At 60.0% G+C, this 20,999-nt stretch carries 19 protein-coding genes, 1 tRNA gene, 2 pseudogenes and 1 riboswitch; of the genes and pseudogenes, 11 read left to right on the top strand and 11 right to left on the bottom strand.

Annotated elements, in window-relative coordinates; translation table 11 throughout:
- Window positions 1-143: 143 nt before the first annotated feature.
- Window positions 144-349: riboswitch (cobalamin riboswitch) on the bottom strand.
- Window positions 348-494: a hypothetical protein gene (locus C5748_RS28245; protein WP_158259884.1), complete on the bottom strand. Its 147-nt coding sequence runs from the start codon at window positions 492-494 to the stop codon at window positions 348-350. Its footprint overlaps the riboswitch before it by 2 nt.
- Before the next feature lie 28 nt (window positions 495-522).
- Window positions 523-1,278 (bottom strand): SDR family NAD(P)-dependent oxidoreductase, encoded by a 756-nt coding sequence (locus C5748_RS17705; protein ID WP_105743253.1) that lies wholly within the window; start codon window positions 1,276-1,278, stop codon window positions 523-525.
- 157 nt (window positions 1,279-1,435) lie between these two features.
- Between C5748_RS17705 and C5748_RS17700 the strand changes: the two genes are divergently transcribed.
- Complete coding sequence (locus tag C5748_RS17700; RefSeq protein ID WP_105743252.1) at window positions 1,436-2,314, top strand: AraC family transcriptional regulator; 879 nt, start codon at window positions 1,436-1,438, stop codon at window positions 2,312-2,314.
- A gap of 261 nt (window positions 2,315-2,575) precedes the next feature.
- Here C5748_RS17700 and C5748_RS17695 read toward each other — a convergent pair whose 3' ends face one another.
- Both C5748_RS17695 and C5748_RS17690 read right to left on the bottom strand, forming a co-directional pair.
- Window positions 2,576-3,859, bottom strand: a complete 1,284-nt coding sequence (locus tag C5748_RS17695) for a HAMP domain-containing sensor histidine kinase (protein ID WP_105743251.1) — start codon at window positions 3,857-3,859, stop codon at window positions 2,576-2,578.
- Complete coding sequence (locus tag C5748_RS17690) at window positions 3,856-4,548, bottom strand: response regulator (RefSeq protein ID WP_105743285.1); 693 nt, start codon at window positions 4,546-4,548, stop codon at window positions 3,856-3,858. The genes C5748_RS17695 and C5748_RS17690 overlap by 4 nt, the downstream gene beginning before the upstream one ends.
- Before the next feature lie 360 nt (window positions 4,549-4,908).
- On the opposite strand from C5748_RS17690, the pseudogene C5748_RS17685 reads away from it, so the two are divergent.
- The 4 genes and pseudogenes from C5748_RS17685 to C5748_RS17680 all read left to right on the top strand — a co-directional run.
- A pseudogene (locus tag C5748_RS17685) lies at window positions 4,909-5,772 on the top strand (efflux RND transporter periplasmic adaptor subunit); the annotation flags it as partial.
- An 80-nt stretch (window positions 5,773-5,852) separates the two neighbouring features.
- Window positions 5,853-5,969 (top strand): annotated as a pseudogene (locus tag C5748_RS29635) (efflux RND transporter periplasmic adaptor subunit); the annotation flags it as partial.
- A 9-nt stretch (window positions 5,970-5,978) separates the two neighbouring features.
- Window positions 5,979-6,110 (top strand): hypothetical protein, encoded by a 132-nt coding sequence (locus tag C5748_RS29240; RefSeq protein ID WP_280953490.1) that lies wholly within the window; start codon window positions 5,979-5,981, stop codon window positions 6,108-6,110.
- A gap of 4 nt (window positions 6,111-6,114) precedes the next feature.
- Window positions 6,115-9,261 (top strand): efflux RND transporter permease subunit, encoded by a 3,147-nt coding sequence (locus tag C5748_RS17680; RefSeq protein WP_105743249.1) that lies wholly within the window; start codon window positions 6,115-6,117, stop codon window positions 9,259-9,261.
- Window positions 9,262-10,161: 900 nt separating this feature from the next.
- On the opposite strand, the gene C5748_RS17670 is transcribed toward C5748_RS17680, so the two are convergent.
- From C5748_RS17670 to folE, 4 genes are all read right to left on the bottom strand, one after another.
- A tRNA-Leu gene (locus C5748_RS17670) sits at window positions 10,162-10,246 on the bottom strand.
- Between the two features lie 133 nt (window positions 10,247-10,379).
- A complete protein-coding gene (locus tag C5748_RS17665) occupies window positions 10,380-11,270 on the bottom strand; it encodes a patatin family protein (protein ID WP_105743284.1) in 891 nt (296 codons plus the stop codon).
- A gap of 319 nt (window positions 11,271-11,589) precedes the next feature.
- On the bottom strand, window positions 11,590-11,997 hold the full coding sequence (gene hisI, locus C5748_RS17660) for a phosphoribosyl-AMP cyclohydrolase (protein WP_105743247.1): 408 nt from the start codon (window positions 11,995-11,997) through the stop codon (window positions 11,590-11,592).
- Window positions 11,998-12,110: 113 nt separating this feature from the next.
- A complete protein-coding gene (gene folE / locus C5748_RS17655; RefSeq protein WP_105743246.1) occupies window positions 12,111-12,734 on the bottom strand; it encodes a GTP cyclohydrolase I FolE in 624 nt (207 codons plus the stop codon).
- Window positions 12,735-12,985: 251 nt separating this feature from the next.
- Between folE and C5748_RS17650 the strand changes: the two genes are divergently transcribed.
- The 3 genes from C5748_RS17650 to thrS all read left to right on the top strand — a co-directional run bounded on the left by C5748_RS17650 (window position 12,986) and on the right by thrS (window position 15,925).
- Window positions 12,986-13,429, top strand: coding sequence for an iron-sulfur cluster assembly scaffold protein (locus C5748_RS17650; RefSeq protein WP_105743245.1), 444 nt, complete (start codon window positions 12,986-12,988; stop codon window positions 13,427-13,429).
- Window positions 13,430-13,432: 3 nt separating this feature from the next.
- On the top strand, window positions 13,433-13,822 hold the full coding sequence (yidD, locus tag C5748_RS17645; protein ID WP_105743244.1) for a membrane protein insertion efficiency factor YidD: 390 nt from the start codon (window positions 13,433-13,435) through the stop codon (window positions 13,820-13,822).
- A gap of 111 nt (window positions 13,823-13,933) precedes the next feature.
- Window positions 13,934-15,925 carry a threonine--tRNA ligase gene (gene thrS, locus C5748_RS17640; protein WP_105743243.1) on the top strand — a complete coding sequence of 664 codons (1,992 nt, stop codon included), beginning with the start codon at window positions 13,934-13,936 and terminating at the stop codon, window positions 15,923-15,925.
- Between the two features lie 121 nt (window positions 15,926-16,046).
- On the opposite strand, the gene C5748_RS17635 is transcribed toward thrS, so the two are convergent.
- A complete protein-coding gene (locus tag C5748_RS17635) occupies window positions 16,047-16,937 on the bottom strand; it encodes a hypothetical protein (protein ID WP_245581852.1) in 891 nt (296 codons plus the stop codon).
- 239 nt (window positions 16,938-17,176) lie between these two features.
- Here C5748_RS17635 and C5748_RS17630 point away from each other — a divergent pair, with 239 nt between their 5' ends.
- Both C5748_RS17630 and C5748_RS17625 read left to right on the top strand, forming a co-directional pair.
- Complete coding sequence (locus C5748_RS17630; RefSeq protein ID WP_105743282.1) at window positions 17,177-17,761, top strand: nitroreductase family protein; 585 nt, start codon at window positions 17,177-17,179, stop codon at window positions 17,759-17,761.
- A 7-nt stretch (window positions 17,762-17,768) separates the two neighbouring features.
- Entirely contained in the window at window positions 17,769-18,383 is a 615-nt protein-coding gene (locus C5748_RS17625; protein WP_105743281.1) for a flavin reductase family protein, read from the top strand.
- On the opposite strand, the gene C5748_RS17620 is transcribed toward C5748_RS17625, so the two are convergent.
- Complete coding sequence (locus tag C5748_RS17620; protein ID WP_105743242.1) at window positions 18,372-19,241, bottom strand: HpcH/HpaI aldolase/citrate lyase family protein; 870 nt, start codon at window positions 19,239-19,241, stop codon at window positions 18,372-18,374. The two genes, C5748_RS17625 and C5748_RS17620, sit on opposite strands and share 12 nt — an antisense overlap.
- A complete protein-coding gene (locus C5748_RS17615; protein WP_105743241.1) occupies window positions 19,241-19,699 on the bottom strand; it encodes a MaoC family dehydratase in 459 nt (152 codons plus the stop codon). The genes C5748_RS17620 and C5748_RS17615 overlap by 1 nt, the downstream gene beginning before the upstream one ends.
- 159 nt (window positions 19,700-19,858) lie before the next feature.
- On the opposite strand from C5748_RS17615, the gene C5748_RS17610 reads away from it, so the two are divergent.
- Window positions 19,859-20,998, top strand: a complete 1,140-nt coding sequence (locus tag C5748_RS17610; protein WP_105743240.1) for a DUF2336 domain-containing protein — start codon at window positions 19,859-19,861, stop codon at window positions 20,996-20,998.
- The last annotated feature ends 1 nt before the right edge of the window (window position 20,999 follow it).

The raw sequence follows: 20,999 nt of genomic DNA, 5'->3' as shown, positions 1-20,999 counted from the left end.
CCGTTCGCCCATAGCCATCACAAGCCGCGTTCCGGATCAGGCGATAAGAGGGATTTTTCACTTATCGGCCGTTCCCGCGCGCAGCAACACGTTGTCGTGTCACCGCCACGGACGACCGCGCCTGAACACACCCCGTGTTCAAGCATGGGTGACCGGAACGGGCAGGTCTCCTGACTTCCGTGTCGCTGCCGGTCTTCCGCCTTCCCGATCGCGCAGATGCGTCAGTGGCCAGTGGAAGAAGGCTCAACGGTTACAGTTGCGGGGGCAGTCGCGGTTTCGGCCGAAGGTCGGCCTCACCGTGTTCCCTTTTCATCCGCCTCGCGGCGGAACCAGTTCCGGCCTGGAAACTAGTCGGCATCCGCATTGGCGTCAATCGCATAAGCAAAACGTTCGGTACTGGACCTTACGATAGGATAGGCATCCAGCAGCGCATCGTCTTCGGGCGCCTTTTCTGTGCCGGCAACGACGTCATCGAACAAGTCGGCTACTTCCATACGCTATCCGCCAGATATCATCCGCAGATCAAATGGTTTGTCCGCCTGAGACTTCGATGCGCTGCGCAGTCACCCAGCGATTTCCCTCATCCAGAAGGCTGGCGATCATCAGACCGACATCGTCAGGAAGACCCACGCGACCGAGAGCGGTCATCTGGGCGAACTGGGCGTTCACATCGGCGTTGTCGCGCACCAGGCCGCCGCCGAAATCGGTCTCGATTGCCCCCGGCGCAACGGTGTTGACCGTGATGCCACGCGCCCCGAACTCGCGAGCCATATAGACCGTCAGCATCTCGACCGCTGCCTTGGCCGCAGAGTAGGCTGCGAAGCCCGGATAGGAGACGCGGGTGAGCCCGGACGAGAAATTCACGATACGACCGCCATCGGCCAGAAGTGGGAGCAGCGCCTGCACAAGGAAGAAGACGCCCTTCACATGTACGTCGAAGAGGCCATCGAATTGCGCCTCGGTTGTTTCGCTGATCATCGCGAATTCGCCATGGCCGGCATTGTTGATCAGATGATCAAAGCTGTCGCGGCCCCAGGTCTCGTTCAGCGCAGCTTTCAGAGTCTCAACGAATACCGGGAAGCTTGCCGATTGCGCCATGTCGAGCTGGAGCGCCACGGCCTTGCGCCCCAGAGCGCGGATTTCGGCGACAACTCCGTCAGCCTGCGCCTCGTTGCCACGATAAGCGACAATGACATCGCCGCCACGGCGGGCGATGGACAATGCAGTGTTGCGGCCAAGACCACGGTTGGCACCGGTTACGAGGGAGATTTTGGTCATGTGTAACCCTTTCTGTTTTGCATGAGCATCAGATAGGACACGGCCACTTCCCGAAGTTGCCCGATCCTTGCGGTTTTTTGCCTATTCCCATTGGTGTGTTTTGCAAGACCGGCATTGATGCTAAAAATGACGTCCAATCTTTGCCGGAAACCATCGCATGACTGCATCACTCCTGACCCTTTGCCGCCGTTACGCCGACGCGCACGCTGAGCCAAGCGGGGCAGCGATCACGCCTGTCCCGGGGCTGGCTATCATCCGCGCCTTACATGCCGGGGAGCTGCAGGTCGCGGTCAACAAACCGCTGATCGCCATGCTGCTGCAGGGGCGCAAGCGGGTCTCTTCCGGGGCGGAAAGCCATGAATACGGGCCGGGCGAGGCTCTTGTGATCTCCTCCGATGTGCCGACTGTCAGCCAGATCACGCAGGCAAGCCCTGCTACGCCCTATTATGCCTTGGTGTTGGAACTCGACCCCGCCATTCTACGCGATCTTATGGCCGGGGTGTCTCCGACGAAGAGACCGGCGCATCCTGTTCGCATCGAGCCGGTTGATGAACATGTTGCCGATGCCGCCCTTCGCCTCGTCCGGCTACTCGACCAGCCCGAGGTGCTGACGGCTCTTGGTGGTGGATTGCTGCGCGAGTTGCATTACTGGCTTCTGACGGGCCGGCACGGAGATGCGATCCGCCGGATCGGCGTCGTCGACAGCCATGCTGAACGTATCGGCCGTGCCGTTGCCATTCTCCGCCGGGATTACATGCAGACTATTCGGGTTGAGCAACTTGCAGCAGTGGCGGGCATGAGCGCCCCCGTGTTTCATCTGCACTTTCGGGAAATCACAACCTTGTCTCCCGTGCAGTTCCAGAAGCAGTTACGCCTCATCGAGGCGCGCAGGATGATGCTGGCGGAGGGCGCCGGAATTTCGCAGGCCGCGCATGCGGTTGGATATCAAAGCATTTCGCAGTTCACGCGAGAATATGGCCGGTTGTTCGGTGCTCCTCCCCGGCGGGATATCCAACAGGCGAAAGAGCAAACCTGATCAATATATGAAGAACGACCGTCCTTGTGACGCCCTTCGTCGCCAAAGACGCCTGGCGGCACAGGAAGAGCTGCCAGGCTATCTCATGGAAGGCGCGGCGAGTTTCACGCCGGCCAACGCGATGATGGTCCTTTACACCGCCATTCCCGGCTCCATCATCGCGCCCTTCGTCTTGATGTCGGCGGTGAAGCATCTGGGTGCCGGGCGCACGGCGATCTTCATGAACCTCATCCCTGTCGTTACGGCGGTGGTCGTCCTTGGCTATAGAGAGCACGAGGCCGGGATTTCCATGTTTATCGTGAGGCCGCCTTCACCAGGAACTTCCGCCCAAATCCGCCCGCCGTGCAACTCCAGAGAATGTCTGGCTATGGCAAGGCCCAGGCCGTGGCCGTCGATGAGCGGAGGTTCGCTCAAGCGCACGAAAGGGTCGAAGATTTCGGCAAGATGGCCAGGGGGAACACCGGGGCCGCAGTCTTTGACGGCTACCTTCAAAAGTTGTGCCCGTTCGAGAGAGGCGTGGACGCGAACCGTCGTGCCCTCTGCCGTGTACTTCAAGGCATTGCGGATCACGTTCTCGAACGCGCGATAAAGCAGCTCCCCGTCGACTTCGGCGATAAACGTCTTCTCCCCGTCCAGCCGGACATCGACATTTCGCCTCAGTCCCTCCAAGGAGGCGTCCTCGACGATAGCGTCGAGCAACTCAATTACGTCGATCCGCTGCCGTTCGACCGTGATGTGTGATCCGGAACTGAGCCGCGCCAAGGTCAGGATCTGCTCGACCAGGATGTTGAGTCGCTCGATCTCGTTATCCATCCGGTCGAGCATCGTGTCGATCTTTCCGGGCTTCTGCCGAAGCATTCCCAATTCGACCTGAAGGCGCGAAAGCGGAGATCGCAGCTCGTGCGAGATGTCGTGATAAAGCCTCTGGCGGGTGGCGTGCAGGGTTTCAAGCTTTTCAGCGGTAAGGTCGAAGTCATGCGCGAGGTCAGAGACCTCGTCCCGTTGGGCCGTGAACCTGCTCCCGATCCTCGTCGTGAAATCCCCGCCTGCCAGTTTGTGAAAGCCGTTTTTCAGCGTGACGATCGGGCGGGTCAGGAACTTTGCCAGCCAGAATGATGCCAGCAAGCTCGCGAAGAGACAGGTGATAAAGGGGAAGAAGATGTATTTGAAGACAATATACGGACGATGTTGCTGCCGTACTGAAACCTTGAAGCATCGGCCTCCCGCTTCAACGAATCGGGTATCGCGGTTGCCATCTGCTGCGCCCGCCTGGCACGCGGAAGCGCTCCCCGAAGCAACTTCTGCTATCTCTGGCCGCGATGATGATATGTTGGCCAGCGTGGTCGCAACCGCGTGGGCGGTGTCAATATGGTCCGTCGCGACGAGAGTGGCGACCAGATCAAGCGCAAGAGCCGCTGTGGTTGGGTACTTCTCCTCGGCGGGAAGCAAGGCTCCGGAGAGCCTTGCCAGGATGAGAACGAGGCCGATTGTTCCGGCTATGCACAGCCAAATCGTGAAGAACAATCTTCGAAACAGGCGGCTCATGAGGGGTCCTGAACCAGCTGGTATCCCTGTCCGCGAACCGTCCTGATCCAGGGTTGTCCATCGTGGCGCAGGCCGAGCTTCTGGCGGATGCTGCTGATATGGACGTCGATCCGCCGGTCGAACGGGGCAAGCGTGCTGCCGAAGGCGCGTTTGGACAAATCATTCTTTGCAACGAGCTGTCCTGCCTCACGAACCAGAACTTCCAGCAGATTGAATTCGGTTCCGGTGAGGTCGAGCGGCTGGCCGTCGCATGCGGCGGTTCTGGAACCGGGATAGACCTCCAGCGCGCCGGCCCGAACCACGCTGGATGCGGCATTGTGATCGGATTTCCGCAACCGGCGCAGGATCGCCCGCAGCCGCGCTACGATTTCGTCGGGGGAGCAAGGCTTGGCGACATAGTCATCCGCGCCGAGATTGAGCCCGGTAATCCGGTCGACATTTTCTCCGCGAGCGGACAGCATCAGGACCGGAAGGTCGCTGGAGGCACGAATCCTCTGGAGCACATCAATTCCATTGATGCGCGGCATCATGACATCAAGGATGACAATATCGTGGCGCCCGGACAGAGCTTCCTCGATGCCACGGCGCGGATCGTTCGCCGCGTGGCCGAGAAAGCCTTCCTCGCTCAAATATTCGATCAGAAGCGAGGTCAGTTCCTCGTCATCGTCAATCAACAGAACTTTCGTCATCGGCATTTCATTCGCTATTTCAGACCCTCATGCCACGAACCGAGGCGAGCGACCGACTAGTTTTACAAAACTTTACACCGGCTTAACGGCACTTAACGCTGGGGTTGCTAGAACGCGTCGTGCTTACCCCGCGCATTACCATACGATGCGAACAAAAGTTCGAATTTGCGGCACTTTCGATAATACCGCTCAATCAGGACAAAGACTCCCGGAGTGTCTCATGGAGAGAACGGACTTGCTGCGCACGCAGGAATTGCGTTGCGACAGCTTTTTTCCATCGGCGCGATCCAGGCAATTTTACATAACTTTACACTGACTTAACGGCACTTAACGTTGAGGCCGATAGGGTCCCCCCACTCAATGTGGGAAATTAAAGGAATTGGAATGACAGGCTTGCAACAGGCGGTCCGTTCGCTCGCTCTTATCTGTGTCTGGCTGCCTCTGGCCAGTTGTTCAGGCGAAACAGACACGTCAAAGGCCGGTGCGGCGCCTCAAGCCGAAGTCGCAGTCGTCGAGGTGAAGGCGGAGACGCTTCCTGTCGTCACCGAACTGCCGGGCCGTGTGGCCCCGATGATGACGGCGGATGTTCGTCCGCGCGTAACAGGCATGGTTCTCAAGCGCGTGTTCGAGCAGGGCTCGACGGTTAGGGAAGGCGACGTTCTTTACATCATCGATCCAGCGCCGTTCCAGGCCAAGGCCGAGGCAGCGAAAGCAGCGCTCGATTCCGCGATTGCCGCTCAGGCGCTTGCCAAGCAGCGTGCCGACCGGCAAGCGGAGCTTCTTCGCAAAGGCGTTGCCAGCAAGGACAGCACCGACACCGCCGTTGCAACGCTTGCGCAGAGCAATGCCGATGTCGATCGCGCGCGGGCGGACCTGACGACGGCCGAGCTCGAATTGCAGTACACGGAAATCCGCGCGCCGATCTCCGGCAAGATCGGTCGTGCGCTCGTCACGGAGGGCGCCCTGGTCAGCCCCACCTCGGATGTCATGGCCTCCCTCCAGCAGATCGATCCGGTCTATGTGGATTTCACCCAGCCGGCGGATAGTGTCATCGCCCTCAAGAATGCGCTTGCCGAGGGCAAGTTGCAGGCGGACGCGCCGGGAAGCGCCCGTTTGAAGCTCCTTTCCACAGGCGGCGAGCCATATCCGCACGATGGCAAGCTTCTGTTTTCCGAGGCGTCGGTCAATTCGGCGACCGGCCAGATCATCTTGCGCGGCGAGTTCCCCAATCCCGAGATGAACCTGCTGCCGGGCATGTATGTGCGGGGCCGCCTCGAGCAGGCCGCGCTCGACGGGCACTTGCCGTGCCCGAACAGGCTGTCCAGCGCGATACGGCCGGCAATGCCCAGCTCTATGTCATCGGAGCCGACGGCAAGGCGCAGCTTCGAACGGTTTCGCTCGGCTGGAGCGTCGATGGCCGCTGGGTCGTGATGAAAGGCATCAAGCCGGGCGACAGGGTGGTGGTGGAAGGTTTCCAGCGCATCGCTCCGGATGCGCCGGTGAAGACCACGCCCTGGACAAATCCCGCCCTCGCCGACGCCAACGATTCAAACAGGGGTTAAGACAGTGGCAGCCTTTTTCATCGATCGCCCGGTATTCGCCTGGGTCATTGCCATTGTCATCATGCTGGCAGGCGCGATTTCGCTCACGGTCCTTCCCATCTCGCAATATCCCAAGGTGGCACCGCCGCAGGTGAAGATCTCGGCGGTCTATCCCGGCGCCTCGCCGGAGGATACCTATGAAGGCGTCACACGGCTGATCGAGGAAGAGCTCAGCGGCGTACCCGGCATGCTCTATTTCGAGTCGACCTCCAATGCCGCAGGGTCCATCGGCATCACGGCGACCTTCGAATCCGGGACGGATCCGGAAGCGGCCACGGTCGAGGTGCAGAACCGCGTGCGGCGCGTGGAGGGAAGACTTCCGAGCTCCATCGTGCAGCAGGGGATCAGCGTCGATGCCGCCAGCAGCGGGACGATTCTTCTGGTCGCGCTGACCTCGAAGACCGGTCAGACCGACGGCCTTTCGCTCGGCGATTACATGAGCCGGAACGTGGCCGGTGAGTTGCGCCGCATCCCCGGTGTGGGCAATGCCCAGCTCTTCGGCAGCGAGCGCGCCATGCGCATCTGGGTCGATCCGGACAAGCTTCTCGGGTTCGGCCTTGCGCCCGCCGATGTCACGGATGCGATCCGATCCCAGAACGCGCAGGTGTCCGCGGGCCGTCTCGGCGCCGCACCCGTGGGGCCCGAGCGCAGAACGACGGGCTCGCTCATCGTCAGGGGACAGCTCACCTCTCCCGATGCGTTCGGCGGCATCGTGCTTCGCGCCGCGCCCGACGGCTCCACGGTACGCCTGCGCGACGTCGCCCGCATCGAAATCGGCGCGGAATCCTATGGCACCTCGACGCGGATCAACGGCATGCCCGCCGCTGGCGCTTCCATCGAGCTTGCGCCGGGCGGAAACGCCCTGGGCGTGGCGACGGCTATCCGTGAGCGGATGCAGGAACTGCAAACCTCGTTTCCCCAGGATATCGAGTGGTCGATCCCTTACGACACCACGCCATTCGTCGAAATTTCCATCGACAAGGTTCTGCACACCCTGATCGAGGCGATCGTTCTCGTCTTCGCCGTCATGTTCCTGTTTCTGCAGAACATCCGCTACACGCTCATTCCGACCCTCGTCGTGCCGATCGCGCTGCTTGGCGCGTGCGGTATCATGTTCGTGCTGGGCTTCTCCATCAACGTGCTCACCATGTTCGGCATGGTGCTCGCCATCGGCATTCTCGTGGATGATGCCATCGTCGTCGTCGAGAATGTCGAGCGTATCATGATGGAGGAGGGGCTTTCGCCCAAGGAGGCCACCAAAAAGGCGATGAAGCAGATCACCGGCGCGGTCGTGGGCATCACGTTGGTGCTGACCTCGGTCTTCGTGCCGATGGCGTTCTTTCCCGGCGCTGTCGGTGTGATCTATCAACAGTTCTCGCTGACGATGGTCGCATCCATCCTCTTCTCTGCCTTTCTGGCTCTATCGCTGACGCCGGCGCTTTGCGCCACATTCCTGAAACCGATTCCGAAGGGGCATGCCCATTCCAGGAAGGGGTTCTTCGGATGGTTCAACCGGACGTTCGATGCCTCGTCGCACAGCTATAGCAACTGGGTTGGCCGGCTGCTGCATAAAAGCGCACGCGTTATGCTCGTCTATCTCGTGATCGCAGGCGTGACCGGCTACCTGTTCCTGCGGCTGCCTACGGACTTCCTGCCTGTCGAGGATCAGGGCACATTGCTTGCCCAGGTGCAGGCGCCTGCGGATGCGACATCCGCGCGAACGCTCGAATCCATCGAAAAAATGGAAAAGACCGTGCTGGACAATCCGGCGGTCACACGCGTTGTCGCCATCAATGGCTTCAGCTTTTCCGGCGCGGGGGAGAATGCGGCGCTGGTGTTCATGACGCTCAAGGACTGGAGCGAGCGCACTGCCGAGCAAGGCGCATCGCTGATCGCCCAAAAACTGAACGCGCAATTCCAGAATATCAAGGATGCCGTCGCTTTCGCCACGTCGCCGCCGGCGATCCAGGGGCTCGGCACCAGCACCGGTTTTGCGTTCCGTCTTCAGGATCGTGGCAACAAGGGAACAGAGGCGCTTTCGGCGGCGCGCGATCAGTTTCTGGCCGAAGCGCGCAAGAGCTCTATTCTGGCGGGCGTGCGCGAGGAAGGACTTGCCGCCGCGCCGCAGGTGGTGCTGACGCTCGATCGTGAGAAGGCCAATGCCTTCGGCGTCACCTTCGCCCAGATCAACCAGACGATCAGCACCAATCTCGGTTCCGCCTATGTGAACGATTTTCCGAATGCCGGACGGATGCAAAGAGTGACCGTTCAGGCCGAACCGGGCAAGCGCGGCGACATTTTCGATGTGCTGAGCATGAGCGTTCGCAACAGCAATGGCGAGATGGTGCCGCTTTCCGAGTTCGCCAGCTACGAATGGTCGAAGGGGCCGATTCAGCTCGTCGGCTACAACGGCTTCCCGGCCATCCGGATCAGCGGACAGGCGGCTCCCGGCCATTCTTCCGGCGATGCGATCGCCGAGGTCGAGCGCATCGCGGACCTGCTGCCGGAAGGATTCGGATATGAATGGACCGGCCAGACGCTTCAGGAAATCCAGTCCGGCGCGCAGGTTCCCATGCTGCTCGGTCTCTCCTGCCTGCTGGTCTTCCTGTGCCTTGCAGCACTCTACGAGAGCTGGGCCATTCCGCTGGCCGTCATGCTGGTGATACCGCTTGGCGTGGTCGGATCACTTGCGGCGGTGATGCTGCGCGACATGCCGAACGACGTCTATTTCAAGGTGGGCCTCATCACCATCATCGGCCTGTCGGCTAAAAACGCCATTCTGATCATCGAATTCGCCAAGGATTTGCGCGCATCGGGAAAATCGCTCACAGAGGCTGCCGTGGAGGCGGCGCATCTTCGTTTCCGGCCGATCCTGATGACCTCGCTGGCCTTCACGCTCGGTGTCGTGCCGCTGGTCATCGCGAGCGGTGCCGGGTCGGCAAGCCAGCGCGCCATCGGAACCGGCGTGATGGGCGGCATGATTTCGGCGACGGTGCTCGCCATCTTCTTCGTGCCGGTGTTCTTCGTCTTCGTGATGCGATGGGTAAAGACCACCCCGCAGCAGCCGGAAGCCGATGCGGACGTGACCTCGACGAAACCGCAGCACGGTTGAAGGCGATCTGCCAGAGACCCCGGATCAGATCCCGAAAAAATCTAAACGCTGGAAGAAGGAGCAACAACCGTGAAAAAGCGTTTGATAATACTGGCCGCCTTTGCTGCAGTGGCTGCAGCATTCAGACAAAGCACCGAGTGTTTGGGGGCATCGGACAATCGCGCCTGCTTGTGCGGATCCCTGGCGGCTGATCGCGCCATCACGATGGGAGGCCACTACGGCATTAATCGATGGCTACGGCAGAATGAGTTTGGAAGAAACAAGTGGAGATCTTCCGGGTTTTGCAAGTGATAGTCTTTGGAGATAAAAATTGTTGTCAAGCAAGATAAATGAATTTAACACTGTAAAAAATCAATATGACGTCATGATCCTGCGGTTGTGTGGGGAAGTATCAGAATAAGGTCGGATTTTAAGCAGGTATACTTGTGTAGATGGGCGTTGCCACGCAGGACGCGGAAAGCCGGTCCATCCGTTTTTCGCGCGGCATGCGCCGCACACTCGAACGGCGGGAGGTGAGGCGCGCCGGCCGCGAGATGGCTCAAGCCAGGGGCCGCATCTTCACGGGCTGGAAATCGGCGACGAAGCACGTGGCAAGCTCGTCGGCGCCGCCAATCTCGCCAGCGGCCGCTACGCCTTCGTCGACGAGTCGCACACGATGAAGGGATATAGGTCCGACTTCGATGCTCGCGATGGCATTATCCTTCCGGATGCTTAAAGCCACGCTGCATAAGATAGCGGTCGGGGTCGAGACCCGTATGCTGCGTTGCATCCCTGCCCATCGAAGCACCTGCGGTGTATCTCAATATGTGTCACAGAGAGAGCGAAACAGGAAGAACCCCAAAGGGGCTTGCAATTCTTCCAATGCCTTCAAATGGTTATCGGCTCTCAATTTGGAGCCAATGGTGCGGTCGAGAAGACTCGAACTTCCACGGGTTGCCCCACAGCGACCTCAACGCTGCGCGTCTACCAATTCCGCCACGACCGCACGTGGTAGAGCCGAACTCATCGGCTCGCGGCATGTAGCAAATCAGTATGGGGGAAACAAGTCCAATGTCAGGTTTGGAGCGTCTTTTTCTCAAAGTTGAGGAAGGCGTCGTTCAAGCCTCCCTCAATAGGCTCTAAACGAAGACTTTCTGAAGCCGCCGGATATCGTTGAGGTGTTTCATCGTCTCTTCATAACCGATGCTGATGGCTTCATCTGCCCGATGGAATTCCGTCAGGCCAATATGCCCGACCGTCGGGAGAAGCGAAATATCAGGCGGATCGCCGGCCATGCGGGCGCGCGAAATGCGGTCCTGGATGATGTTGAAAGCTTCCATCATCACGCCCGTGATGCCGAGGCGTGTCTCGCGTTCCATCCGGCTATCGTTGCGGCGGCTCAAGAGCTCCGCGCTCAGCATCTGCTCCTGCTGCGGGCTGATATGCTTGACCACCGCGGCACGACCGAATTGATCATAGTGCAGATTGACGGCAAGGACGAGCGGCTGCTCGTTCGCCCGGCATACGGAAACCGGAACCGGATTGACCAATGCGCCGTCGACCAGAAGACGGTTGCCGTAGCGTACAGGCTCGAACACGCCAGGCAGGGCATAGGATGCCCGCATCGCCGTCACCAGCGAACCGCTGGAAAGCCAGATCTCGTGACCGGTGCGCAATTCGGTGCAGACGGCTGTAAAGGGTTTGCGAAGATCCGCGAAGGTCACGTCCTCCAGATGCTCACGCAGGCGTCCATCGAGCTTCATGCCGCCGAAAAGGCCGCTGCCGCGCAAGGTAATATCGAGGAGATTGAACATGCGACGCCGGGTCAGCCCGCGCGCGAATTCCTCGAGTTCGTCCAGCTTTCCCGCGAGATAGCAGCCGCCGACCAGTGCGCCGATGGATGTGCCGGCGATCATCGATATCTCTATGCCCGCTTCGTCCAGGGCCCTCAGCACGCCGATATGGGTCCAGCCGCGCGCTGCGCCACCGCCGAGAGCCAGGGAGATGGGAGTCTTGTGCTCGCTCAGCATCTCGACCGGTTCATCGGGCGGGGAGGACGCATCCTTCGCCTCGCCGTTTTCCGCGCGATTTCCCGCGCCACCATTTCCCGAAGCCAACCGATTTTTCCGCGAAACCCATTCGAGCACACCAATTACTCCTCATCGAACCATGATGAATGTATAAAGATATGGTATCCAAGGGATAAATATCGCAGAAAAATGACTGCTGCGTATTCTCACACGGTATTTTGATGAGCAGAGGCGGGATCGGCGTGAGGGTAAATGTGCGCTATCTCATTGTTTTTGTGCATGTCGCCCGAAACCGGTGCCCACTTTCGGACGACATGTTTTAGTCCTTGGTCAGCACAGCCTTGCCGTTTTCCAACGAAATCGTGCGGTAGAAGCAGGAGTGCCGCCCGGTGTGGCAGGTCGGGCCGTGGCCGGCGACCTTGACTTTGAGCCATAGTGCATCCTGATCGCAATCGGTGCGGATCTCCGTCACGGACTGGATATTTCCAGAGGTTTCCCCTTTCTTCCACAGCGCATCGCGCGAACGCGACCAGTAATGCGCTATCCTGGTTTCAAGCGTCAGGCGCAGCGCTTCCTCATTCATATATGCGACCATGAGCAGCGTTCCGTCGCCCGCGTCGGTGACGACGGCGGTGACAAGGCCTGATGCATCGAAACGCGGGGCGAAGGTCGCACCCTCCTCGTTTGCCGCCTTATCGGCGTCTGGTTTGGGGAATATGGAAGTCATCGATACACCTATGGCCGCCGCGCCGGCTCTTAAACTGGCTCTCAAACGAATATGAGCGATGAAGATGGGCGGGCAGGGGATTACCGTCCGCCTGCCCAAGCCGCAATGCGTGATCAGGTGTGCCGCACCATGGTCATGAAGCGCACCTGCTCGTTGACATCCTCCTGGAATGTCCCCTTGAAGGTGGTGGTGATCGTGGTCGATCCCTGCTTGCGGATGCCGCGCATCGACATGCACATATGATCGGCCTCGATCATCACGGCCACGCCGCGCGGCCGTAAAATGGTGTCCATCGCGTCCGCGATCTGCGCGGTGATGCTCTCCTGCGTCTGAAGACGGCGGCCAAAGATATCCACGAGGCGACCGATCTTGGAAAGGCCGACGACCTTGCCATCGGGCAGATAGGCGATATGAGCCTTGCCGATGATCGGCACCATGTGGTGTTCGCAATGCGAGTAGAAGGGAATGTCCTTCACCAGAACCGGATCGTTAAATCCCGAAACTTCCTCGAAGGTAGTGCCGAGCACGTCTTCAGGGGATTCACCGTAGCCGGAGAAGAGTTCCTTATAGGATTTAACCACGCGTTTCGGTGTTTCGAGCAAACCTTCGCGGTCCGGATCATCACCAGCCCAAAGCAGAAGCGTGCGGACCGCGGCTTCGGCTTCCTGCTGTGTCGGACGCGCGATGGCCTTGGCCTGGCGCGCGGAATTGTCGCGGAGGGTTAAAATAGCGTCCATCAGTATCTCCCGTAGTCTCCTTCGAGGAGGAGACGAGTTAAACGGACAATACAACGATGCGCTTTCATGAGCGGGACGGTGTATTGATGGCGAACGGAACCGTTTCGGCTCCAGTTCTGTTCTCGGCAAGGCATATATGGCGGTTGGGCCTTGGCGCTTGCAGACTACCCATATTATATAGATATGGATTTGCATATTCAAAGAGCACCGCAGCGACAATATTTAGCGTCTCTGCGTAAAGGGTCTGCACCATGATCGATGAAATCTACAATGCACGGATATTGGAATTTGCCGGAAACATCCAGCGGCTGGGGCGCCTCGATGCGCCGGACGCCAGCGCCACGGCACATTCCAAGCTGTGCGGATCAACAGTGACCGTTGATCTCAAGATGCGGGACGGCGCCGTGACCGATTTCGCCCATGAGGTGAAAGCCTGTGCGCTCGGGCAGGCTTCGTCCTCCGTCATGGCGCGTCATGTGATCGGCACCACGGCGGAAGAGCTGAAAGCCCTGCGCGAGACGATGCTGCGGATGCTGAAGGAGAACGGCACGCCGCCGCAGGGGCGTTTCGAAGATCTGAAGTTTCTCGAACCGGTGCGCGACTACAGGGCACGTCATGCCTCCACCATGCTGACTTTCGACGCGGTTGTCGATTGCATCGAGCAGATCGAGAAGAAAAACGCGGCGGCGGCCTGAGCCATGTGCCGGAATGATGCTCATTCCCATTCGCACAACGGGGCACACGCCGCCGCCGCTATTCCCCGCAAGCGCTATAGCCGCAATTTCGACGGTCCTTGGCGCAAGACGCCCGACCGCCTTTTCGGAACGGCGCTGGTACGGTTTTATCAGCTGACGCTGTCGGGCTTTATCGGCAATTCCTGCCGTCATCTGCCGACATGTTCGGAATATGCCTATGAGGCCATTGCCCGGCACGGGCTTTGGAGCGGCGGCTGGATGGGGTTGTTCCGCGTCATGCGCTGCGGACCAGGCGGCACGCATGGGCTGGATCCCGTCCCGGAAACGCTGGATCAGGACCTGGCATGGTATCTGCCCTGGCGCTACTGGCGGATTTCTCGGAAATCGGGCTAATCGCGCACTTTATTTCTGCGGACTGAGGTAATAAAAGGCGGTTTCCGCGAAAGCGGCCGACGAGACACGACCACCCGCATTCGTTGGCGGGACTGGATAAGGACAATTCCTATGGCAAATACCGTTTCCCTCGAATTCCCCGATGGCTCCAAGCGCGATTACGACGCTGCAATGACCGGCGCCGAACTGGCGGAATCGATCTCCAAATCGCTGGCGAAGAAAGCCGTGGCCTATGCGCTCGACGGCACTGTGCGCGATCTCTCCGATCCGCTGATGAATTCCGGCACGATCGAAATCCTCCCCCGCGAGGATCCGCGCGCACTGGAACTCATCCGCCACGACACGGCTCACGTGCTGGCGGAAGCCGTACAGGAATTGTGGCCGGGGACGCAGGTGACGATCGGGCCTGTCATCGAGAACGGCTTCTATTACGATTTCGCCAAGAACGAGCCCTTCACGCCGGAAGACCTGCCGGTCATCGAGAAGAAGATGCGCGAGATCATCGCGCGCAACAAGCCGTTCACCAAGGAAATCTGGTCGCGGGAAAAAGCCCGCAAGACCTTCGCCGAGAAGGGCGAGATCTACAAGGTCGAACTGGTCGATGCCATTCCCGAGGGACAGGACCTCAAGGTCTATTATCAGGGCGATTGGTTCGACCTCTGCCGTGGTCCGCATATGGCGTCCACGGGGCAGATCGGCAATTCCTTCAAGCTGATGAAGGTGGCGGGCGCCTATTGGCGCGGCGACAGCAACAATCCGATGCTGTCGCGCATCTACGGCACCGCCTTTGCCAACGACAACGATCTCAACGCCTATCTCCACATGCTGGAAGAGGCGGAGAAGCGCGATCATCGTCGCCTGGGGCGCGAGATGGACCTGTTCCATTTCCAGGAGGAGGGGCCAGGCGTCGTTTTCTGGCACTCCAAGGGCTGGCGCATGTTCCAGAACCTCGTCAGCTATATGCGCCGTAGGCTTGACGGCACTTATGAGGAGGTCAACGCGCCGCAGGTGCTTGATTCCTCGCTGTGGCAGACCTCGGGCCACTGGGGCTGGTACAAGGAGAACATGTTCGCGGTCGAGTGCGCCGACGAAGAGGCCGAGGACAAGCGCATCTTCGCGCTGAAGCCGATGAACTGTCCGGGCCATGTGCAGATCTTCAAGCACGGCCTGAAATCCTACCGCGACCTGCCGATCCGGCTTGCCGAATTCGGCGCTGTTCACCGTTACGAGCCTTCCGGCGCCTTGCACGGGCTGATGCGCGTGCGCGGCTTCACGCAGGATGACGCGCACATCTTCTGCACGGAAGAGCAGCTTGCCGAGGAGTGCCTGAAGATCAACGACCTGATCCTCTCCACCTATGCCGATTTCGGCTTTGAGGAGATCACGGTGTTCTTTTCCACACGACCGGAAAAGCGGGTGGGCTCGGATGCGCTGTGGGACCATGCGGAAGAGATCATGGGCGGCGTGCTGAAGCAGATCCAGCAGTCTGATAACCGTATCAAAACGGCGATCAATCCCGGCGACGGTGCGTTCTACGGGCCGAAATTCGACTATGTGCTGAAGGATGCCATCGGCCGGCAATGGCAGTGCGGCACGACGCAGGTCGATTTCAACCTGCCGGAACGCTTCGGCGCCTTCTATATCGACAAGGATTCGGAGAAGAAGCAGCCGGTGATGGTGCATCGCGCCATCTGCGGCTCGATGGAACGCTTCCTCGGCATCCTCATCGAGAATTATGCCGGCCATTTCCCGCTGTGGTTCGCGCCGCTGCAGGTGGTGGTGGCGACGATCACGTCTGATGCCGACGACTACGCGCGGGATGTCGCGCGCCGTCTGAAGGCGGCGGGGCTGATTGCCGAGGCTGATCTTCGCAACGAGAAGATCAATTACAAGGTGCGCGAGCACTCGCTTGCCAAGGTGCCGGTCATCCTCGTCTGCGGCAAGCGCGAGGCGGAGGAGGGCACCGTCAACATCCGCCGGTTCGGCTCACGCGACCAGGAATCGCTGACCCTCGACGAGGCGATTTCGCGGCTTTCCGAGGAAGCAACGCCGCCGGACATTCGCCGGGAGCGAAAGGCGCTGGAGGAGAAGGCTACCGTATAGGTCGCTGCCCGGACGCACAGCACTGAATCCACAACAAGAAAAGCCGCGGAAGAAACTCCGCGGCTTTTTCATTCAGATAATGAAGAAGCGATCCAAATAATGAAAACGCTCAGTCGAGCGATTAGCCCTCAACCGGCTCGTAATCGCCATTGGCCAGGACCTCGACTTCTTTGTTCTGGCCTGAAATCACCTTGAAATCACGCTGATAGATGCGGTCCTTGTTCTTGGCGATGGCGACATATTCGCCTTCGGCGAGAACCATCGAGGCATAGGCGCCGACACTTTCGCGCACGGGATCGCCCGATGCGTTGACAATCGACCAGGAGGTATCGGCCATAGCCTCACCGCCGCGTTCGCGCACCAGCTTCATCGTGATCTGCGCGGCACGATGCTCCACCGTCGCCTCGGTCAGCTTGCCGGCCTCGACGCGAATATCGGCGCGGATAATGGCGTTGGCAGAGCCGTAATTGGATACGACGTGATAGGTTCCGGTGTTGAGACGCACGACGCTGTTAGGCTTTACATCGGGTATGATCAGCGAACGGTCGTTGGTGTTGTCTTCCTCGCTTTCATAGATCGAGAAGCGCAGAAGCTTCTCCGGGATCTTGCCGCCGCTCGGCAAAACGGCATTGAGCTTCAGCCCGCCGGCATCGAGAATCATGCTCTCGTGCCGCGCGCCCTTATGCATGGTGATGCGCTTGGTGGCGCCGGCGCGGCCAAAGGTGACATGCACGAGATAGCTGCCCTCGGGCAGGTGGAACGAGGTCGTGCCGCCCTTCGAGCTGGCAATCAGCGGCAGTTTGTCATCGTCACCCGGTTCCGGCGAGAACACACGCCACACGAGGCCGCGTTCGATATCCGAATCTCCATCCCTAAGCTTTGCTTCCAGGATGAGCTCCGACGTGCTGGCAAGCGGTTTGTTTTCGGGCGCGTCGGGATTGGCATATTCGTTGAGACCGGGGAGTTCGAGGTTCGGCGCAGCCAATTTCTCCTGCGCCATGATTTGCGGCATGCTGGCGAGAACGATCGCTCCCGCGATGAGCGGAAGAAACCTTGCTCGACATGCGAGGCGCTGCATCAAGGAAAACGGCACGCGAAGAAATCCCATGCCAAGTTTTGAGACGAATCCAATGGCAATTTCAAGGCTGAATTTCTCCTGATATGTCTTTACACCGGTTCTTTCAGCGCCGAAGTATGGTGCAGCTTTCCCGCCAGCCGTTCTCAGGCCAAATTCTTGCACAGGACAAAATCTTGACATCTCCCGTTCTCGACTTTCTGCTGCAGCGCAGCTCGACCCCCATTTCAGCCATTGGCGAGCCGGGGCCAAGCGATGATGACATACAGACGATGATTCGCGCCGCGACCCGCGTACCCGATCATGGGCGGCTGACACCGTGGCGCTTCATCATCTATCGCGGCATCGCGCGTGATGAGATCGGCCAACATCTCGCCGCCCTGGCGGAGGAGCGGGAAGGCCCGCTGCCCGAGGCGCGGCGCGAGCAGGAATTGAAGCGCTTTGCCCGCGCGCCCATCGTCATCGGCGTCATCTCATCGCCGGTTCCGCATGAGCGTATCCCTGAATGGGAGCAATTCCTGTCGGCGGGGGCTGCGGCGATGAGCCTTTGCATCGCGGCCAATGCGCTCGGCTATGCGACGAACTGGATCACCAACTGGTATTCCTCCGATGAAAAGGGACGGACGTTGCTGGGGCTTGCCCCGCATGAGCGGGTCGCCGGTTTCGTTCATATCGGATCATGCGGCCTGAAGGTGCCGGAACGCCCGCGCGCCGAACTATCCGAAATCTTGTCCGAATATGCCGGACCGTGGCGGGAGTGACCTGAAATTGTTCTACGAACCCGAGAGCGGGCACGGCCTGCCGCACGATCCTTTCAAAGCCATCGTTGCACCGCGGCCCATCGGCTGGATTTCGACGCGCTCGAAATCGGGAGCGCTCAATCTATCACCTTATTCCTATTTCAACGCGATTTCGGATCATCCGCATCTGGTGATCTTTTCATCCAGCGGCCACAAGGACAGCGTCGCTTTCATCGAGGAGACCGGGGAGTTCGCCGCCAATCTGGTGAGCGGCAATCTTCGCGAACAGATGAATGCGAGTTCCGTGAACGCACCGCGAGGCGTCAGCGAATTCGACTATGCCGGGCTCACGCCAGCTCCTTGCAAGCTGATCGGCGCGCCGCGCGTCGCCGAGGCTTATGCCGTGCTCGAATGCGCCGTCACCGATATTCGTGTTCCGACAGACCGGCACGGCAAACCATCGAGAAATTTCCTGGTGACCGGCGAAGTCGTCGGCATCCACATCGACGAAGCCATTTTGACGGATGGCCTTGTCGACGTGAGGAAAGCCAAGCCTGTCTCGCGTCTCGGCTACATGGATTATGCGACGGTCAGCGACGTCTACCAGATGTGGCGGCCACGCTGGGATGAATCAGAGAGATGAGGCGGCGCGCGCCAAAAGCCGCTCGGCGCGCTTGAGGTGAGGGCGGTCGACCATCTCGCCGTCGAGCGCCGCGACGCCTGTTTCAGGCGCTGCGGCAAAGGCTTCAACGATGCGGCGGGCCTTGTCGATAGCTTCGGGCGAGGGCGTGAAAGCGGCGTTGATGACGGGGATCTGCGCAGGGTGAATGGCGAGCTTGGCGGTGAAGCCATCGCGTTCGGCGGCGGCGCATTCCCTTTCCAGCCCGGCATCGTCCTTCAGGTCGACATAGACGGTATCGATGGCGGCGACATCGGCTGCCGCCGCGCCGAGAAGCGTCAGCGCCCGCGCCAGACGGAAAGGGTCGGTGTAATTACTGTTTTCGTCGCGTGCCGTTCGCGCGCCGATGGCGGCTGAAAGATCCTCCGCGCCCCAGGTAAGGCCGACAAGACGCGGCGTAGAGTTGCAATAGCTGGCCATGGAAAGCGTGCCCATCGCCGTTTCGGTGGCGATGGCGATGATCTTCGTGATGCCTTCCGGCAGGCCGGCTTCTGCCTCATGTACATTCAGCCGCGCCGAGAGTTTCACGACATCCGTTCCGCCGTCGGATTTGGGCAGGATGATGCCTTCCGGCCTTGCGCCGACCGTTACCGTGAGATCATCGTCGGCAAAGGCGCTGCCGAGATCGTTGATGCGGACATAAAGCCGTGGTCCGCCTTCGGGCGCATCTTGCAGGAAGGCAGCGACCATCTCGCGCGCCGCCTGCTTGCGTGAGGGGCTGACGGAATCCTCCAGGTCGAGGATGAGTGCATCGGCGCTGCTGGAAAGCGCTTTTTCGAGTTTCTTTTCAGAATCGCCCGGGACAAATAACAGCGAGCGCATCAGGCAGCCTTCGCCTGCGACTTCATCATTGCCTGACGCCTGCAGCGGGCGACGAGAACGTCGTCCTGATTATAGGCGCGATGTTCGAACTCGACGATCCCGTGATCGGGTTTCGATCTGGAGCGTCTGACCGAGACCACTTCGGTTTCGACGCGCAGCGTATCGCCGTGAAAGAGCGGAGCGGGGAACGCGACCTCGCTCATGCCGAGATTGGCGATCGTCGTGCCGAAGGTGGTGTCATGCACCGAAATGCCTATCATCAGGCCGAGCGTGAACAGCGAATTGACCAGCGGCTTGCCCCATTCCGTTTTGGCGGCGAAATCGAAATCGATATGCAATGGCTGCGGATTGAGCGTCATCGTCGAGAACGACATGTTGTCGCCTTCGGTGATCGTCTTGCGCAGCGCGTGTCGAAAGAGCTGACCCGGCTCGAATTGCTCAAGATACAGTCCCTGCATGGCCACTCTTCCTCCTTGACGATGGAGCGGAGATTAGGGGCTGGCGTGGTGCCGGGCAAGTATCAACCGCCGGTTACCGGCTTAAGAAACATGGTGAACGATCCGTAAACCTTTTCTCCCTAGGTTCGATTCTGGGGAATATGGGTGCGGGCGGACAGAATGATCATCGAGCATTTTCTGAAATGGATCGGCGGTGCGCCTGTGGCACAGCGCCAGGTTGCGGCAAGTGCTCTTGCGCGTGCCTATCTTCAATCGAACCTGTCGCTTGAGGAGCGGTGCGCGGCGGAAGCCGCACTGACGCTCTTGCTCGACGATCCCTCGCCGAAGGTGCGGGCCGCCATCGCCGAAGCCTTTTCCATCAGCCATCATGCGCCGCTGCAGATCGTGATGGCGCTTGCCAATGAACAGGTGGAAATATCAGGTTTCATCCTGGCGCGCTCGCCACTGTTCAGCGATATCGATCTGATAGATCGCGTTGCGATGGGCGAAGAACCGGTGCAGCGGCTGATTGCCATGCGCCCGCAGGTGTCCTTCGCCCTGTCGGCGGCAATCGCCGAGGTCGCGGCGCCGGCGGCCTGCACCGATCTCCTGCGAAACAGCGCGGCACAAATCGCTTCGGTCAGTTTTCGCCGGTTGGCGGAACGGCTCGGCCATAATGCGCGCGTGCGTGCCGCATTGCTCGAACACAAGCATCTGCCGGCGGATTGCCGCCATATGCTGGCCGTCAGGGTGGGCGAGGCGCTGAGCAGAATGGAAATCGTCATGGCGATGATGGGCAAGGCCCGGGTGGAGCGTGTGGCGCGGGATGCCTGCATGAAGGTGTCGCTCGATATCGCCGACAGTACCGGTCCGCAGGAACATTTAGCACTTGTCGAACATCTGAGGTTGCGCGGCGACCTGACCACGGCGTTCGTGATCCGCACCATGGCTTACGGCAAGATCGATTTCTTCGGCGCGATCCTGGTGGCATTGTCCGGGCAGCCGGAGCGCCGTGTCAGGGCGATCCTGGCCGATGGCCGCGACAGCGCGCTTGGGGCGCTATTGCGTAGCGCCGGCCTGGCCGACAAGACGCATCCGCCGCTTCTTGTCGCCCTTCACGCCTGGCGCAGGATTGCCAACGGCAAGCTAACCGCTGGACCGCAGGAAATATCGCGGATGATGCTCATGGCCGCCGGCCAGGGGGCGGCAAATGATCGGGTGGCGGCAAATGACGATCTCAGCGCCTTGCTGCGCGGCATTCATCTCGATGTGATCCGTGAAAATGCGCGCAGCCACGCGCTGACAATCGCCGCGGCTTGAT

Source organism: Phyllobacterium phragmitis (genome assembly GCF_002980495.1).
In the GTDB taxonomy this organism is placed as follows: domain Bacteria; phylum Pseudomonadota; class Alphaproteobacteria; order Rhizobiales; family Rhizobiaceae; genus Paramesorhizobium; species Paramesorhizobium phragmitis.
Note: the sequence above shows the minus strand (reverse complement) of the source record. Positions and strands in the feature narration are given on the sequence as shown.